Source organism: Allobosea sp. CCNWLY174 (assembly GCF_037120455.1).
Taxonomy (GTDB): domain Bacteria; phylum Pseudomonadota; class Alphaproteobacteria; order Rhizobiales; family Beijerinckiaceae; genus Allobosea; species Allobosea lupini.
In genome coordinates this window covers 155,486-171,801 of record NZ_JBBBBQ010000002.1, presented here as the reverse complement: position 1 = coordinate 171,801, position 16,316 = coordinate 155,486, and the positions used below count along the sequence as shown (strand labels likewise).

Sequence of the window (16,316 nt, the reverse complement as noted above, 5' to 3'; positions counted from 1 at the left end):
CAAGCATCGTCATATCAGTCCCGGGATCGGCGCATGCGCGGATCGACCGCGTCGCGCAACCCGTCGCCCAGCAAATTGAAGGCCAGCACCGAAAGCGCGATCGCCGCGCCGGGGAAGATCGCGAGCCAGGGCTGCGCCGCCATGAAGGTCTGCGCCTCGTTGAGCATCCGGCCCCAGGAGGGAGCCGGCGGCTGCGTGCCGAGACCGAGATAGGACAGGCCGGCTTCGGCGAGGATGGCGAGCGCGAACTGGATCGTCGCCTGCACCACCAGCACGCCGGCGATGTTGGGCAGGACGTGCTGGCGCGTGATCGCCAGCTCGGTCAGACCCGCCGCGCGCGCCGCCAGCACATAGTCGAGTGCCCAGCATTGCAGCGCCGCCCCGCGCGCCAACCTGGCGAAATAGGGCAGGCTGAACAGCGCGATCGCGATCACCGCGTTCATCATGCCCGGGCCCCAGACCGCGCTGATCATGATCGCCGAGAGCACGGCCGGGAAGGCGTGGCTGAAATCGGCCATGCGCATGATCAGGTTGTCGAGCAGGCCGTCGCGCCGGATCGCGGCGATCAGCCCGAGCGCGCTGCCGACCGTCAAGCCGAGCCCGACCGCGCCCAGCCCCACCGCCAGCGAATTGCGAGCGCCGACCATGATCATCGAGAACACGTCGCGGCCGAACTGGTCGGTGCCGAACCAGTGCTCGGCCGAGGGCGGCCGCAGGCGCTTCAGGATCGCCATCTGGGTCGGCTCGTAGGGCGTCCAGAGATAGGAAATCAGCGCCATCGCGACGACGAGCCCGCCGAGCAGCAGGCCGGCCAGGAAGGACGGCGAAGCCCACCAGCGCCGCGGGCGCGAACGTGGCGCGACGGCGCTCATGACGCCTGCCGCAGGCGCGGATCGATCAGCCCGTAGAGCAATTCGATCGCGAAGTTGATGAAGACGACCAGGCCTGAGAACAGCATCACCAGGTCCTTGACCACGATCAGGTCGTGCTGGGCGATCGACTGGAAGACGAGGCGCCCCAGCCCCGGGAGGGCGAAGACGTTCTCGATGATGATCGCGCCGGCCAGCAGCACCGAGAACTGCAGGCCCAGCACGGTGACGACCGGGATCAGCGCATTGCGCAGCACATGCCGCAGCATGGTGCGCCGGCGGCTGACGCCCTTGGCGCGGGCGGTGCGGACATAATCCTCCTGCATCGTCTCCAGCATGGCCGAGCGGGTGACGCGGGCGAGGATCGCCGCCTGCGGCAAAGCAAGCGCGACCGCCGGCAGCAGCAGCGATTTCAATGCTGGTACGAGCCCGGCCTGCCAGCCCGGAAAGCCGCCGGCCGGCAGCCAGCCGGCGCCGACGGCGAAGACCAGCACCAGCAGGAGGCCGAACCAGAAATTCGGGATGGCGAGCCCGGCCTGCGCGAAAACCATCACCGCCGCATCGCCGGCGCGGTTGTGATTGGCCGCGGCGAGCGCGCCTAGCGGGATGCCGATGGCCGAAGCGAGCAGGATCGCCATCGAGGCGAGCGGCAGCGTCACCACCATGCGCTCGCCGATCAGCTGCGTCACCGGCACGCGATAGGTGTAGCTGAGACCGAGATCGCCGGTGACGAGGCCGCCGATCCAATTGAAGAAGCGCAGCAGCGCCGGCTGATCGAGCCCCATCTCCGCCCGCAATGCCGCAAGCGCCTCCGGCGCCGCATTGAGTCCGAGCGTCACCGCTGCCGGATCGCCCGGCAGGATCTCCAGCACGAGGAAGATGACGATCGCCGCGCCGAGCAGCGTCACGGCGAAGGCGAGGAGGCGGCGGAAAATGTACGCGATCATGAAACACAACCCGCGCCGTCATCCCGGACGAAGCGCAGCGGAGATTCGGGATCCATTCCTGAGCCTATCCGATAGAGGTTCCGGAATGGGTCCCGGGTCTCCCTCCGGTCGCCCGGGACGACCGGGAACATGCAGAGATACGTGCCAACGCTACCGCCACTTCACCTCCGCCAGCGGCGTCAGCGGCAGCGGCCAGTCGGTCCACATGCCCTCCAGATCGGCCTTTGTGACGGTGATCTTCGGCAGGATGAACAGGAAGCCGTTGACGGCATCGCGCGCCAGCATGCGCTGGGCGTCGCCATAGAGCTTGTTGCGCTCGGCCTCGTCGACGGTGCGGTCGATTGTCTCGATCAGCGCCTTGAACTCGGGATTCCTGTACTGGAAGTAGTAGTCGTCGCGTGCGTAGTTGGCGATGTCGAGCGGCTCGGTATGCGAGATGATCGTCAGGTCGAAATCCCTGTTCTTGAACACCCGTTCCAGCCATTGCGGGAATTCCAGCGGCTCGATCTTCGCTGTGATGCCGATCTGGGCCAGCAGCGCAGCAATGATCTCGCCGCCGCGCCTGGCATAGGCCGGCGGCGGCAACCGCAGCGTGCATTCGAAGCCTCTCGGGAAGCCGGCCGCCGCGAGCAGGGCCTTCGCCTTGGCGAGATCGACCGGGTAGGTGCCGGTCAGGTCGACATAGGCCGGGTGCAGCGGCGAGAAATGGCTGCCGATATAGTCGAGGTCGAAGCCGTAGATGCCGAGCGCGATCGTCTTGCGGTCGAGCACATGCGAGATCGCCTGGCGCACCCGGATATCGCTGAACGGCGCCTTGGCGTTGTTGATCGCGAGGATGGTTTCGCCCTCGGTCTTGCCGAGCGTGACCTTGAGCTTCGGATCGGCCTTGAGCTGCGGGATCGCTTCCGGCGCCGAGAGATTGGTGAAGGCGTCGATGTCGCCCGCACGTAGCGCCGCGACCTGCGCCTGCGGATCGGAGATGAAGCGGAAGGTCGCCTTGGCGAGGGCGGGCTTCGCGCCCCAGTACTCGTCGTTGCGCGTCAGCTCGAGCCGGTCGCCGCGGTTCCAGCGCGCGAACTTGAACGGGCCGGTGCCGACCGGATTGGTCTTGTTGTTCGCTGCTGTCGCCGGCGAGACGATGATCGCATCGCCCCAGGACAGCCCGTAGACGAAGTTCGCCGTCGGCTGCTTGAGCTTAATGATGACCGTGATCGGATCGGGCGCCTCGATGCTCTCGATCGGCGTGAAGATCCAGCGCTGGGCATTGGTCGAGTCGGGCGCGACCGCGCGCTCGAACGAGAACTTCACGTCGCGCGAAGACAGCGGCGTGCTGTCGTGGAAGCGTGCGTTCGGCCTGAGCTTGAAGGTGTAGGTGAGGTTGTCGGGCGCCAGCGTCCAGCTCTCGGCCAGCGCCGGCACCAGCTTGCCGGTGCGGTCCATCGCCACCAGCCCCTCGAAGATGTTCTGCAGCACGACCTCGCGGATCGCCTGGGCCGCACCCGAGGTCGGGTCGAGCGTCGGCGGCTCAAGCGTCATGCCGATGGTGACGCTGTCTCTGGCCTGCGCGAGCGCGGCGAACGGAAGCTTGGTTGCGAGCGCTGCGAGGCCTGCTCCCGCCAGAAGATCGCGCCGCGTCGTCATCGTCCGCCTCCATCGTCATTGCGGCGCAGGATGGCGCGGGAGGCAAGCGGGAGGCAAGAGCGCCGGCGCGCAGCCCTGTCAGACGAAATAGTCCGGATAGCTCGCCTTGAGGTGCACGAGGTCGGGCAGCAGCGTGCCGAGATGCTGGCGCATCGCGACGACCGCGGCCGAGGCGTCGTGCCGCCTGATCTCGTCGACAATGGCGAGATGCTCGCGGATCACCATCGCCATCCGGCCCGGCACCGGCAGCGTCATCCGCCGGCAGCGATCGATCTGGCTCTTGGCGGCCTGGGCGAGCTTCCAGACGCCGGGATAGCCGGCGATATCGGCGAGCGCCTCGTGGAAATCCTCGTCGGCGAGGTGGAAGCGCTCCTGATCATCGGCCTCATACGATTCGTGCAGCACGGCGATCGTCGCGTCGAGCCGGGCGATGTCCTCGGCGGTGGCCGTCCGCGCCAGCACCTCGACCGTGGCGCACTCCAGCGCCTGGCGGATGAACACCGCTTCGGGGATCGCCCCCGCCGGAATGCGGGCGACGAAGGTCCCGGCCTGCGGGAATATCTCGACCAGCCCCTCCTCCTTCAGCCGAATCAAGGCCTCGCGTACCGGCGTGCGGCTCATGCCGAAGCGGGCGGTCAGGTCCTTCTCGGACAGCGGCACACCGGGCCGGAGCACCATGTCGAGGATCTCGCGGCGAAGCTCGTCCTGCACGACGGAGGCGGCCGTGGCGCGGCCCGCCGACGCTCCGGCCAGACGCTGCGGCTTGCGCTCGCGGCGCGAGCCTCCAGTCTCGCCTATCCCTAACGCCTCCGACATCGTCCTATCCTGGCCATGATCACTGCCTTATTGGACCACGATGCGCGCTCCGCGGCCAATCAAGGCGTAACACGGCCGAGCGGTGCATACTAGTATATTAGTATATTGACGTCCCACCAGTGCTGGCCCTATGGTCCGGCCCGACAGAGGAAACGCCAGCGATGCTGCTGCACGACGATCGTCTTTTGCCTGCCGAGCCGGTGACGCGCGGCATTGCGCGCCGCCTCTATGCCGGCGTCCGCGACCTGCCGATCATCTCGCCGCATGGCCACACCGACCCGCGCTGGTTCGCCGAGGACAAGCCGTTCCCCGATCCGGCGACGCTGTTCGTCAAGCCGGACCACTACATCTTCCGCATGCTCTATTCGCAGGGCATCAAGCTCGAACAGCTCGGCATCGCCCGCAAGGATGGCGGCGAGATCGAGGGCGACCCGCGCCAGATCTGGCGGCTCTTTGCCAGCAACTGGCACCTGTTCCGGGGCACGCCGACGCGGCTCTGGTTCGAGCATGCCGCCTTCTCGATCTTCGGCATCACCGAACGCCTCTCGGCCGAGAGCGCCGACCGCATCTATGACCGCATCGCCGAGCAGCTGGAGCAGGACGCGATGCGCCCGCGCGCTCTGTTCGAGCGCTTCAAGATCGAGGCGATCGCCACGACCGAAGGCGCGCTCGACCCGCTGAAATGGCATGACATGATCAGGGAGTCCGGCTGGGGCGGCAAGGTCGTCACCGCCTACCGTCCCGACAGCGTCGTCGACCCCGAATTCGAGGGCTTCAAGGACAATCTCGACCAGTTCGGCGAACTGACCGGCGAGGATGTCGGGAGCTGGACCGGCTATCTCGAAGCCCATCGCAAGCGCCGCGGCTATTTCATTGAGCGCGGCGCGACCTCCTCCGACCATGGCCACGCCACGGCCCGCACCGCCAACCTTTCGCCGGCCGAGTGCGAGAAGCTCTTCGCCAAGATCTTGAAGGGCAAGTTCTCGGCCGAGGATGCCGACGTCTTCCGCGGCCAGATGCTGACCGAGATGGCGAAGATGAGCCTCGATGACGGGCTCGTCCTGCAGATCCACCCCGGCTCCTATCGCAACCACAACCCGCATCTGTTCGAGCAGTTCGGCCGCGACATGGGCTCCGACATCCCGCGCGGCATGGACTATGTCTCGGCGCTGAAGCCGCTGCTCGACGCGGTCGGCAATGAGCGTGGCCTCACCGTCATCGCCTTCACCCTCGACGAGACCAGCTATTCGCGCGAGCTCGCCCCGCTCGCCGGCCATTACCCGGCGCTGAAGCTCGGACCGGGCTGGTGGTTCCTCGACGCGCCCGAGGCGATGCTGCGCTTCCGCGAGCTCACCACCGAGACCGCCGGCTTCTACAACACGGTCGGCTTCAACGACGACACGCGCGCCTATCTCTCGATCCCCGCGCGCCACGACGTCGCCCGCCGGATGGACTGCCACTACCTCGCCAAGCTCGTCGCCGAGCACCGTCTCGACGAGGACGAGGCTGCCGAAGTCGCCCACGATCTCGCCTACCGCCTGGCCAAGGAGGCCTACCGGCTGTGACCAGCGCCACCAGGACCATCGACGAACGCCAGGCCGCGCATCCCCGTGATGTGCGCGGCTACGACACCGAGACGCTGCGCCAGGATTTCCTGATCGAGCGCATCTTCGTGCCGGGCGAGGTCGCACTGACCTACAGCCATTACGACCGCATGATCGTCGGCGGCGCGATGCCGGCAGCCAAGCCGCTGACGCTCGATCCGTTCCCGCCGACCGGTACGCCCTTCTTCCTGGCGCGGCGCGAGCTCGGCGTGATCAATCTCGGCGGCGCCGGCTCGGTCACTGTCGATGGCGAGCGCTTCGAACTGCCCAGTCTCGATGCGCTCTATGTCGGGCTGGGCGCGAAGGAGGTCTCCTTCGCCAGCGCCGATCCGGCCAACCCGGCCAAGTTCTACCTGACCAGCGCCCCGGCGCATCGCGAGGCCAGGCACCAGCTCATCCGCAAGGACGACGCCAATACCATCCATCTCGGCTCGGCCGAGACCTCGAACAAGCGCACAATCCGGCAATACATCATGCCGAACTCGACTGGCACCAACCAGTTGGTGATGGGCATGACGGCGCTGGAGCCGGGCTCGGTCTGGAACTCCATGCCCTGCCACACACATACTCGGCGGATGGAGGCCTATCTCTACTTCAACCTCGACCAGGCCCACCGCGTCTTCCACTTCATGGGCGAGCCGCAGCAGACCCGCCACCTCCTCGTCGCCAACGAGCAGGCGGTGATCTCGCCGAACTGGTCGATCCATTGCGGCTGCGGCACCTCGAACTACTCCTTCGTCTGGGCCATGGCCGGCGACAATGTCGAGTTCACCGACATGGACGCCGCCCCGGTGGAGACCCTGCGCTGATGGCGACGACTTCGCCCTTCTCGCTGGACGGCCGCACGGCGCTGGTGACGGGCGCCAATACCGGCATCGGCCAGGGCATCGCGGTGGCGCTCGCCGAGGCCGGCGCCAGGGTCGTCGCAGCCGGGCGCTCCAGCATGGCTGACACCGAGAAGCTGATCACTGAAGCGGGCGGCACCTGCTTTCCGCTCCACGCCGATCTCCAGCAGAACGGGATCGCCGCGCGGGTTATCGAGCAGGCCGCGGAACTGGCCGGCCCGCTCGACATCCTCGTCAACAATGCCGGCATCATCCGCCGGGCCGACGCGCTCGATTTCAGCGAGAGCGACTGGGACGAGGTGATGAACCTCAATCTCAAGGCCAATTTCTTCCTGGCCCAGGCCTTCGCCAAGGCCGCGCTCTCCGCCGGACGCACCGGGCGCATCGTCAACATCGCCTCGCTGCTCGCCTTCCAGGGCGGCATCCGCGTCGCCTCCTACACGGCGAGCAAGAGCGGGCTCGCCGGCCTCACGCGGCTGCTCGCCTGCGAATGGGCGGCCAAGGGCATCAACGTCAACGCCATCGCTCCCGGCTATGTCGAGAGCAACAATACCGAGGCGCTCCGTGCCGATCCCGACCGCAACGCCGCGATCCTCGCGCGCATCCCGGCCGGCCGCTGGGGCAGGCCGTCCGATATCGGCGGCGCGGCGGTGTTCCTGGCGAGCGATGCCGCGGCCTACATCCATGGCGCGATCCTTCCCGTCGACGGAGGCTGGCTGGCCCGATGAGCGACCGTCTCAACTCCTTCTTCCAGCACGACGCTGACATCGCCTGGGAGCCGACCGAGCCCGGCGTCAGGCGCAAGATCATGGCCCATGGCCCGGACCTGATGGTCGTGCGCGTCGCCTTCGAGCAGGGTTCGGTCGGCAAGGCCCACCAGCATCCGCACCGCCAGGCTTCTTACGTCGAGAGCGGCGTCTTCGACGTCACCATCGACGGCAAGACCAGCCGGCTTGTTGCGGGCGATACCTTCTTTGTGCCCGAGAACCTCGTCCATGGCGTCGTCAACGTCGAGGCCGGGCAACTGATCGATTCCTTCACACCGATGCGGACGGAATTTTTGTGAAAGTCCGCTGCGCCGGCCCTGCCGGCGCAGCTCCCGCCTGGGGCAAGAACGACCGGAATAAGCCGGCGATCATTTTGGGGAGAGGATCAAGACCATGCTCAATCGCAAGACCATGCTCGATCGAAGGAGTTTCTCCGCGCTCGCCGGCGTCGCCTTTGCCGCGTTGCTTTCGACCTCGGCTCAGGCGCAAAACGTCACCCTGCGCTCGACCGACATCCACCCGACCGACTATCCGACGGTCGAGGCCGTCCGCCATATGAGCAAGCTGCTCGATGAGCGCACGCAGGGCCGCATCAAGATCAACGTCTTCCACTCGGCCCAGCTCGGCCAGGAGAAGGACACGATCGACCAGACGCGCTTCGGCGTCATCGACATCAACCGCATCAACATGGCGCCGTTCAACAACCTGATCCCGGCGACCAACGTGCCGTCCCTGCCCTTCATCTTCCGCTCGGTCGACCACATGCGGAAGGTCATGGACGGGCCGATCGGCGACAATCTCCTGAAGGACTTCGAGAAGCACGACCTGATCGGCCTCGCCTTCTACGATTCCGGCTCGCGCTCCTTCTATAACTCCAAGAAGGCGATCAACAGCCCGGCCGACATGAAGGGCATGAAGATCCGCGTGCAGCAGTCCGATATGTTCGTCGCGCTGGTCTCGGCGCTCGGCGCCAACGCCACGCCGATGCCGTTCGGCGAGGTCTATTCGGCCCTGCAGACCGGCGTCATCGACGGCGCCGAGAACAACTGGCCGTCCTATGAATCGACCCGGCATTTCGAGGTCTCGAAGTTCTATTCGGTGACCGAGCACTCGCTCTCGCCAGAGGTGCTGGTGATGTCGAAGAGGAGCTTCGACAAGTTCAATGCCGCCGACCAGGCGCTGATCAAGGCCGCCGCCAAGGAATCCGTCGCCAAGATGCGCGAGCTCTGGGACGCGCGCGAAAAGGCCTCGGAAGCCAAGGTCAAGGCCGGCGGCGCGCAGATCAACACGGTCGAGAAGCAGCCCTTCATCGACGCGATGAAGCCGGTCTACGACAAGTTCGTCACCGACGCGAAGCTCAAGGACATGGTCGCCGCGATCCAGGCGGTGAAGTGAGCTGAACGACGGGGCGGCTTTCGGGCCGCCCCGTTTTCCAAAGCCCTCATCCTGAGGAGCGATCGCAGATCGCGTCTCGAAGGATGCTCCAGTTGGTTCCGGAGCCTCCTGGAGCATCCATCGAGACGCCGCTCCGCGGCTCCTCAGGATGAGGGCTGAGCACAAGCAACCGACATCAGTCTCGGACATCCCATGCACGCCTTCACCGCGTCTCTCACGCGCCTCGGCGCCAAGCTCAGCCTCTACGCCCTGTTCGCCGCCGGCGCCGGTCTCGTCCTGATGACGATCATGGTCGCCTGGGGCGTTTTCGGCCGCTATGTCCTCAACGACACGCCGATCTGGGTCGAGGCCGGCTCGCTCTTCCTGATGTCCTGGTTCATCCTGCTCGGCGCCGCCGTCGGCGTGCGCGAGAGCGATCATCTCGGCTTCGAGGTCGGGCTCGCCATGTCGCCGCCGCCCCTGCGCGCCGCTCTGATCCTGATCGGCGAGGGCCTCGTCTGCGCTTTCGGCATCGCCATGCTCGTCTATGGCAGCCAGCTCGCCGCCGGCACCTGGAGTGACCGCATGCCGATCATCGGCATCTCGCGCGGCTGGGACTATGTCCCGATCGCCGCCGGCGGCGCGCTGATCGCCCTCTTTGCGTTTGAGAAGATGCTGCTCTTCGTCACCGGCGAGAAGCAGGCCCCGCTCGGCTTCGGCCATTTCGGCTCCGAGCAGGAGGTCTGAACCATGGAACTCTGGGTTCTCTTCGGCACCTTCTCGCTGCTGCTGCTGATCGGCGTCCCGGTCGCCTTCTGCCTCGGCATCGCCTCGGTCGCGACCGTGGTCTATATGGGCCTGCCGCCGGTCGTCGTCTTCCAGCAGATGAATTCCGGTATGAACGCCTTCGCCATGATGGCGATCCCGTTCTTCATCTATGCCGGCGACCTGATGATTCGCGGTGGCATCGCCGAGCGCCTGATCCAGATGGCGGCGAGCCTGGTCGGCCATCTGCGCGGCGGCCTCGGCCAGGTCAATGTCGTCACCTGCACGCTCTTCGGCGGTATCTCCGGTTCGGCCGTGGCGGACGCCTCCGCCGTCGGCGGCCTGATGATCCCGCAGATGAAGAAGCGCGGCTACGACGCCGACTACGCCGTCAACGTCACTGCGAATGCGGCGATCATCGCGCTGCTGATCCCGCCCTCGCACAACATGATCATCTATTCGCTCTCGGCCGGCGGAAACCTCTCGATCGCCGATCTCTTCACCGCCGGCGTCGTCCCCGGCCTTCTGCTCTGTGCCGCGCTGATGGTCGCGGCCTGGGCGGTCGCGGTAAAGCGCGGCTATCCGCGCGAGGCCTTCCCCGGCTTCGCCGCCGTCGGGCGCTATGTCGTGCTGGCCTTGCCAGGCATCCTGCTGATCGGCATCATCTTCGGCGGCGTCCGCTCCGGCGTCTTCACCGCGACCGAATCCTCCTGCGTCGCCGTGGTCTACGCCATCCTCGTCACCATCCTGGTCTATCGCCAGCTGACCTGGACGGCCTTCGTCGAGGCGACGCTCGGCGCGGTCCGCACCACCGCCATGGTGCTGCTGGTGATCGGCGCCGCCGGCTCCTTCGGCTGGCTGATGGCCTTCCTGCAGGTGCCGCAGGCGACGATCGCGGCGATGAAGGCGGTCTCCGACAACCCGCTCGTCATCCTGCTGATGATCAACATCATCCTGCTGGTGCTGGGCACCTTCATGGATATGGCGCCGATGATCATCATCTGCACGCCGATCTTCCTGCCTGTGGTCAAGGCCTTCGGCGTCGACCCGATCCATTTCGGCGTGATCCTGATCCTCAATGCCGGCATCGGCCTCAATACCCCGCCGGTCGGCTCGGTGCAGTTCGTCGCCTGCGCCATCGGGCGGATCTCGATCGGCGAATCCATGCGCACGATCTGGCCGTTCTACGGCGCCTCTGTTGCCGTGCTGCTGCTGGTGACCTATGTGCCCGGCATCTCCCTCTGGCTGCCGAGGCTGTTCCATTGACCCGTCTGTGCTCCGCCACCCTTGCCTCGCTCCCGGCCGCCGTCAGGCGTCCGAGCTATGATCGGAGCAAGCTCCAGCCAGGCATCGTCCATCTCGGCCTCGGCGCCTTCACCCGCGCCCATCTCTGCGAATTCACCGACGATGCGCTTGAGCGGGAGTTCGGCGCCTGGGGCATCGTCGGCGCCAGCCTGCAACGTCCCGACCAGCGCGATAGGCTGAAACCGCAGGACGGGCTTTACACCTTCCTGAAGCGCGCTCCCGCCGGGCCGGAGCTGCGCGTCATCGGCTCGGTGCTCGACGTGCTCGTCGCGCCCGAGAACCCGCAGGCGCTCGTGGCGAAGCTCGCCGCGCCCGAGACCAGAATCGTCTCGCTCACCGTCACCGAGAAGGGCTATTGCCACGATCCGGCAACGGGCAAGCTCAAGGCCGACCATCCCGACATCGTCCACGACCTCGCCAATCCCGCTGCGCCGCGCTCGGCCGTCGGCCTGATCGTCGCAGGTCTCGCCGCCCGCAAGGCCGCGGGTCTTGGCCCGTTCACTGCGCTCTGCTGTGACAATCTTCCCTCGAACGGCCATGTCCTGGCCGGTCTCATCAGGGACTTCGCCGCCCTGCGCGACGACAAGCTCGCCGCCTGGATCGAAGCCAAGGGCGCCTTCCCCTCGACCATGGTCGACCGGATCGTGCCGGCGACCACCGAGGCCGATATCGCCGAGGTCGCTGGCCTGCTCGGCCTCGACGATGCCGCACCGGTGATCGGCGAGCCCTTCCGGCAATGGGCGGTGGAGGACGTGTTTGCCGCCGGCCGGCCACGCTGGGATGCGGTCGGTGCGCAGATAGTCTCCGAGGTCGCGCCGTTCGAGTTCATGAAGCTGCGCATGCTCAACGGCGCGCATTCGAGCCTGGCCTATCTTGGCTATCTCGCCGGTCACGAGACGGTCGCAGAGGCCAGCCGTGATCCGGTCTTCGCGCGCTTCCTGCAAGGCCTCTGGTCCGAGATCATTCCGACCGTGCCCGCTCCCCAGGGCGTCGACCTCAAGAGCTATGCCGGTGACCTGCTCGACCGCTTCCAGAACCCGGCAATCAGGCACCGCACCTGGCAGATCGCCATGGACGGCTCGCAAAAGCTGCCTCAGCGCCTGCTCGGCACCATCCGCGAGCGGCTGAAGGCCGGCGCGCCGATCGATCACCTTGCCCTCGGCGTCGCCGCCTGGATGTCCTATGTCACCGGGACCGACGAGACGGGCGCTGAGATCGATGTGCGCGACCCGCTTGCCGGTGAATTCGCGATCCGCGCCAAGGCGCTCGGCCGCGATGCCGTGGCGCTGAGCACGGCCCTGTTCGGCATTGGCGCGATCTTCGGCGAAGACCTGCCGCGCGAGGAGCGCTTCACGCAGGCCGTGGCCGGCCATCTCGACAGCCTGTTCCAGAAGGGCGCGAAGGCGACGGCCGCGGCGCTGGGGTGAGGATATGCGTCATGCTCGGGCCTGACCCGAGCATCTCAGCCTGGAGGAGGCTCCGATCGGCGCCTTCTCGTCAGGAGATTCTCGGGCCTGCGCTTCGCTCCGCCCGAGAATGACGAGCTTCTGCCCTTGATCCCCGCCCCGCCCTGACGCCAGATACAGGCGATGTTCGCCCGCTTCGCCAACGCCCTGGCCACCAGTGCCCTCGCCGCATTGCTGCTCCTGCCCTCAGCGGAAGCGAAGGCTCAGGCGCAGCCGGCCGCAACCTATGTCGTGCCGAACTACTGGGACCCGAATGTCAGAGTCGAGCGGCCCGATCCCGGCCCGCCGCGCGTGATCCGCTTCCTGACCGACGATGATTTCCCGCCGATGCATTTCGCCACGCCGGAAGGCGGCGTCACCGGATTCTCCGTCGAGCTCGCACGAGCCGTCTGCGAGAAGCTGATGTTGAGCTGCACCATCCAGGCGCGCCGCTTCGACACCTTGCTGGACTCCCTCGCCGAGGGACGCGGCGACGTGCTCGCCGCCGCCATCCCGGTCACTGTCGAATTGCGCACCCGCTTCGCCGCCAGCCAGATCTACCACCGCTCGCCCGCAAGGCTGCTGACGACGCGGGGCAATGCCCGTGCGGACCTCGAACTGGGGAGCTTGCGCGGCACCCGCGTCGCCGTGGTCGCGAGCACCGCGCATGAGGCCTTCCTCGAGCGCCTCGCCCCGTTCATCCAGCGCCGAACAGCACCCGACCTGCAGGCGGCCCTTGCCATGCTACGCAGCGGCGATGCCGAATATGTCTTCGGAGACGGGGTCTCGCTGGCGCTGAGCATCGCCGGCCGTGGCGGCAGCGAATTCGCCTTCGCCGGCGGCCCCTATCTCGAAGCCCGCTATTTCGGCGAGGGCGTCGGCTTCCTGCTGCGCAAGGACGATCTCGCGCTGAAGCGGGCGATCGACTACGCGCTGCAGGGCCTCTGGGACGACGGCACCTATGCCAGGCTGTTCATCCGGTTTTTCCCGGTCAGCCCGTTCTGATCATCCCTGGCGGGCTGGCTCGGCTTGGCGAGGCGCCCTTCCTCGGCCTTGTAGAAATACTGCGAGGCGACCAGCCAACCTTTGAGCGGCCGCAGGGGCGGGATGCAGGTCAGCAGCACCAGCGGCAAGGTCGTGACCAGATGCACCCAGGTCGGTGGCTGGTAGCTCAGCTCCAGCCAGAGCGGGAAGGCTACCGCCGGCACGCAGACGAACATCATCACGAAGAAGGCCGGGCCATCCGCCGGATCGGCGAAGGAATAGTCGAGCCCGCAGGCCTCGCAACGCGGCTTCAGAGTCAGGAACCCGTCGAAGAGCTGTCCTTCACCGCAGCGCGGGCAGCGGCCGCGCAGGCCGGTCTTGAGCGGAGACAGCGCGGGCCAATGCTGATGTGCCATGTCGTCCTCCTGACGGTGAAGCAACGAAATTGACTGCATTCACCAGAGATTGACAGCCACATAATCCCGATATTGATTGCAGTCAATATTCATGCGTATGCAGCACTGTCGCACCCTATGCATTGGGCACAGTCCCGATCCGATCAGAGCGCTCTGACACTCGCTTCCGGAGCCTGCTCCAGTGCGTGCGCCATGAAGGCGAGCGCATCGCCCAGCGCCTTTCGGCCGATTGGCCCTCCCAGGCAGATGCGGGCAGCTTCCGGCGCCGGCCCTTTCGCGGTGAAGGCATCGCTGGCGACGATGCCGATTCCGGTCGCCTGCATCTGCCCGACGAAGGCGGCCCGGGTCCATGGCTGCGGCAGCTCCAGCCAGAGATTGAAGCTGAGCGGATCGGCGCTGCTCGAGCCCGCCGGCAGGATTTCGGCGGCGAGTCGCTGCCGCGCCGCCGTCTCCGCCCTGACGAAGGCAAGCAGCGCATCGGCGCTGCCGTCCTCGATCCAATGCGTCGCAAGCGCCGCGGTCAGGGGCGAGGCCATGATGCTGCTGGCCCGCAGCGCGGCGGCGAAGGGCCAGCCGGAACGGAGATCCGGCACCACGACATAGGCGAGCCGCAAGCCGGCCCCAAGGCATTTCGACAGGCCCGCAATGTGCCAGGTCAGCTCCGGCGCCAGCGCCGCGAAGGGAGCGGGCGCATCGGGCGGCAGGAAGCCATAGGCATCGTCCTCGATGATCGCCACGCCATGCCGGCGGGCGATCGCTGCGACCTCCCCGCGTCGCCGTTCTGGCATGGTGATCGTCGTCGGGTTCTGCAGCACGGGATTGAGATAGAGCGCCTTCGGCTTCAGGCGGCCGCAGGCTTCGGCGAAAGCTTTGGGATCGAGGCCCTCGCCATCCATCGCCAGACCGGTGAGGGGCAGGCCGAGCTGCGCGCAGATCGAGCGAATGCCGGGATAGGTCAGCGCCTCGCAGAGCACTGCGTCGCCGGGCTTGGCGAGAGCGCTCAGGATCGCCAGCAGCGCCGCATTCGCTCCCGGGACGACGAAGAGCTGTTCAGGGGCGGGAGCAAGCCCGCGCCGCCCGAGCCAAAGCCCAGCAGCAGCCTTGTCGGCTGGCGAGCCACCGAGCGGCTGATAGCGCAGCAGACTGACCAGTCGCTCACTGACCTCGACCATGCCCTGCCGCAGCCGGGCGACCAGTGCCGGATCATCGGGCTCCGGCGGTAAGGTCATCGAGAGGTCGACCAGCTCCGGCGCGGATACGCGCGGTATCGAGTCTCTGTCCGGCGCCACGGCTTTCGTCGGCACCGCCTTGACGAAGGTGCCCTGCCCGACCCGCGACTCGACTAGGCCGCGCCGCTGCGCCTCGACATAGCCGCGCGCCACGGTGGTGAAGTCGACGGCGAGCGCCTCGGCCAGCCGGCGCTGTGGCGGCAGCCTGTCACCCGCCGACAGCGCTCCCGCGGCGATGTCGGCGGCGATGCGGTCCGCGATGGCAAGATAGCGCGGCTTGTCGCTTTGGGTCAGGTCGGGGAGCCAATCCATCGATGCGATCCGTCGAAAGGCGAAGCACTGAATGGATTGACTGTATATTGTTGCGCAGCCGCGCTGTCACTAGCGAGAGCGCTCCGACTTCGATCGTCATTGCAAGCGAAGCGAAGCAAGCCAGAAGGGCGTAGAGCTCTGGGGCCCCCGGATTGCTGCGTCGCTTTTGCTCCTCGCAATGACGGGAGAGGTCGACCGCCTGTCAGCTGACGATCTCGCCCCTGAACGCCCAGCGCGTCATCCGACGCTCGACCAGGGCGCAGGCTGCGTACATCAGCACGCCCATGATCGCGATGGCGAAGAGGCCGGCGAAGGTGGTGGCCGAGTCGTTGCGCGCGCCGGCCGAGAGCATCAGGAAGCCTATGCCGCGATTGCCGCCGACCGTCTCGGAGATCACCGAGCCGATGAAGGCGAGCGTCACCGCAACCTTCAGGCTGGCGAAGAGATAGGGCATGGCGCGGGGCACGCCGACCTTGGTCAGGATCTCCCATTGGCTGGCGCCTAGCGAACGCATCACGTCGCGCATCTCAGGCTCGATCGTGGCGAGGCCGGTCGCGACGTTCACCACGATCGGGAAGAAGGAGATGACGAAGGCGGTGATGATCGCCGGCAGGGCGCCAACTCCGAGCCAGATCATCAGGATCGGCACGATCGCGACCTTGGGCACCGCGTTGAAGGCGATCAGCAGCGGGTAGAGCCCGGAATAGACGAAGGGCGAGGCACCGACGGCAAGGCCGAGCAGAACGCCGAAGCCGATCGCTAGCACGAAGCCGATCGCCGTCGTCCACAAGGTCTCCAGGCAGTATCGCAGCAGGATGTCCCAGCGCTGGATCATCACCTCGAAGATGCGGGAGGGCTTCGGCGCCAGGATCTCCGGCACGTCGAAGACGATGCAGGCGAGTTCCCAGAGCAGCAGCAGGCCCGCCATGGCGAGCCAGGGCATGGCAACGAGCAGGATCTGCCTCTGCCGATCAGTCATGACCTTGGTCCTGCCGGG

16 protein-coding genes are annotated in these 16,316 nt (G+C 66.8%); 9 read left to right on the top strand and 7 right to left on the bottom strand.

Translation table 11 applies throughout. From position 1 onward, the window contains the following. Window positions 1-14: 14 nt before the first annotated feature. From V7S63_RS07595 to V7S63_RS07580, 4 genes are all read right to left on the bottom strand, one after another. Window positions 15-872: an ABC transporter permease gene (locus V7S63_RS07595; RefSeq protein WP_336529767.1), complete on the bottom strand. Its 858-nt coding sequence runs from the start codon at window positions 870-872 to the stop codon at window positions 15-17. Then, on the bottom strand, window positions 869-1,816 hold the full coding sequence (locus V7S63_RS07590; RefSeq protein WP_336529766.1) for an ABC transporter permease: 948 nt from the start codon (window positions 1,814-1,816) through the stop codon (window positions 869-871). Before V7S63_RS07590 ends, V7S63_RS07595 begins: the two co-directional genes overlap by 4 nt. Window positions 1,817-1,966: 150 nt before the next feature. Beyond that, window positions 1,967-3,457 carry an ABC transporter substrate-binding protein gene (locus tag V7S63_RS07585; protein WP_336529765.1) on the bottom strand — a complete coding sequence of 497 codons (1,491 nt, stop codon included), beginning with the start codon at window positions 3,455-3,457 and terminating at the stop codon, window positions 1,967-1,969. A 78-nt stretch (window positions 3,458-3,535) separates the two neighbouring features. Then, window positions 3,536-4,273: a GntR family transcriptional regulator gene (locus V7S63_RS07580; RefSeq protein WP_336529764.1), complete on the bottom strand. Its 738-nt coding sequence runs from the start codon at window positions 4,271-4,273 to the stop codon at window positions 3,536-3,538. Between the two features lie 161 nt (window positions 4,274-4,434). On the opposite strand from V7S63_RS07580, the gene uxaC reads away from it, so the two are divergent. The 9 genes from uxaC (at window position 4,435) to V7S63_RS07535 (ending at window position 13,383) form a co-directional block, all read left to right on the top strand. Next, a complete protein-coding gene (gene uxaC, locus V7S63_RS07575; protein ID WP_336529763.1) occupies window positions 4,435-5,838 on the top strand; it encodes a glucuronate isomerase in 1,404 nt (467 codons plus the stop codon). Then, entirely contained in the window at window positions 5,835-6,686 is an 852-nt protein-coding gene (gene kduI, locus V7S63_RS07570) for a 5-dehydro-4-deoxy-D-glucuronate isomerase (protein ID WP_336529762.1), read from the top strand. The genes uxaC and kduI overlap by 4 nt, the downstream gene beginning before the upstream one ends. Continuing rightward, complete coding sequence (kduD, locus tag V7S63_RS07565; RefSeq protein ID WP_336529761.1) at window positions 6,686-7,450, top strand: 2-dehydro-3-deoxy-D-gluconate 5-dehydrogenase KduD; 765 nt, start codon at window positions 6,686-6,688, stop codon at window positions 7,448-7,450. Before kduI ends, kduD begins: the two co-directional genes overlap by 1 nt. Further along, entirely contained in the window at window positions 7,447-7,788 is a 342-nt protein-coding gene (locus V7S63_RS07560) for a cupin domain-containing protein (RefSeq protein WP_336529760.1), read from the top strand. Before kduD ends, V7S63_RS07560 begins: the two co-directional genes overlap by 4 nt. A 112-nt stretch (window positions 7,789-7,900) precedes the next feature. Further along, window positions 7,901-8,884, top strand: coding sequence for a TRAP transporter substrate-binding protein (locus tag V7S63_RS07555; protein WP_336530234.1), 984 nt, complete (start codon window positions 7,901-7,903; stop codon window positions 8,882-8,884). A 192-nt stretch (window positions 8,885-9,076) separates the two neighbouring features. Beyond that, on the top strand, window positions 9,077-9,610 hold the full coding sequence (locus tag V7S63_RS07550) for a TRAP transporter small permease (protein ID WP_091836280.1): 534 nt from the start codon (window positions 9,077-9,079) through the stop codon (window positions 9,608-9,610). A 3-nt stretch (window positions 9,611-9,613) separates the two neighbouring features. Beyond that, a complete protein-coding gene (locus V7S63_RS07545; protein ID WP_336529759.1) occupies window positions 9,614-10,894 on the top strand; it encodes a TRAP transporter large permease in 1,281 nt (426 codons plus the stop codon). Beyond that, window positions 10,891-12,360: a mannitol dehydrogenase family protein gene (locus V7S63_RS07540; RefSeq protein ID WP_336529758.1), complete on the top strand. Its 1,470-nt coding sequence runs from the start codon at window positions 10,891-10,893 to the stop codon at window positions 12,358-12,360. Before V7S63_RS07545 ends, V7S63_RS07540 begins: the two co-directional genes overlap by 4 nt. 162 nt (window positions 12,361-12,522) lie before the next feature. Next, complete coding sequence (locus V7S63_RS07535; protein ID WP_091836286.1) at window positions 12,523-13,383, top strand: transporter substrate-binding domain-containing protein; 861 nt, start codon at window positions 12,523-12,525, stop codon at window positions 13,381-13,383. Here V7S63_RS07535 and V7S63_RS07530 read toward each other — a convergent pair. The 3 genes from V7S63_RS07530 to V7S63_RS07520 all read right to left on the bottom strand — a co-directional run bounded on the left by V7S63_RS07530 (window position 13,338) and on the right by V7S63_RS07520 (window position 16,298). Continuing rightward, window positions 13,338-13,778, bottom strand: coding sequence for a DUF983 domain-containing protein (locus V7S63_RS07530; RefSeq protein ID WP_091836288.1), 441 nt, complete (start codon window positions 13,776-13,778; stop codon window positions 13,338-13,340). The two genes, V7S63_RS07535 and V7S63_RS07530, sit on opposite strands and share 46 nt — an antisense overlap. 143 nt (window positions 13,779-13,921) lie before the next feature. Next, window positions 13,922-15,319: an aminotransferase-like domain-containing protein gene (locus V7S63_RS07525; protein ID WP_336529757.1), complete on the bottom strand. Its 1,398-nt coding sequence runs from the start codon at window positions 15,317-15,319 to the stop codon at window positions 13,922-13,924. Between the two features lie 202 nt (window positions 15,320-15,521). Beyond that, the gene (locus V7S63_RS07520; RefSeq protein ID WP_091836293.1) at window positions 15,522-16,298 is read right to left on the bottom strand and encodes an ABC transporter permease; all 777 of its coding nucleotides are present in this window, start codon (window positions 16,296-16,298) and stop codon (window positions 15,522-15,524) included. Between the last annotated feature and the right edge of the window lie 18 nt (window positions 16,299-16,316).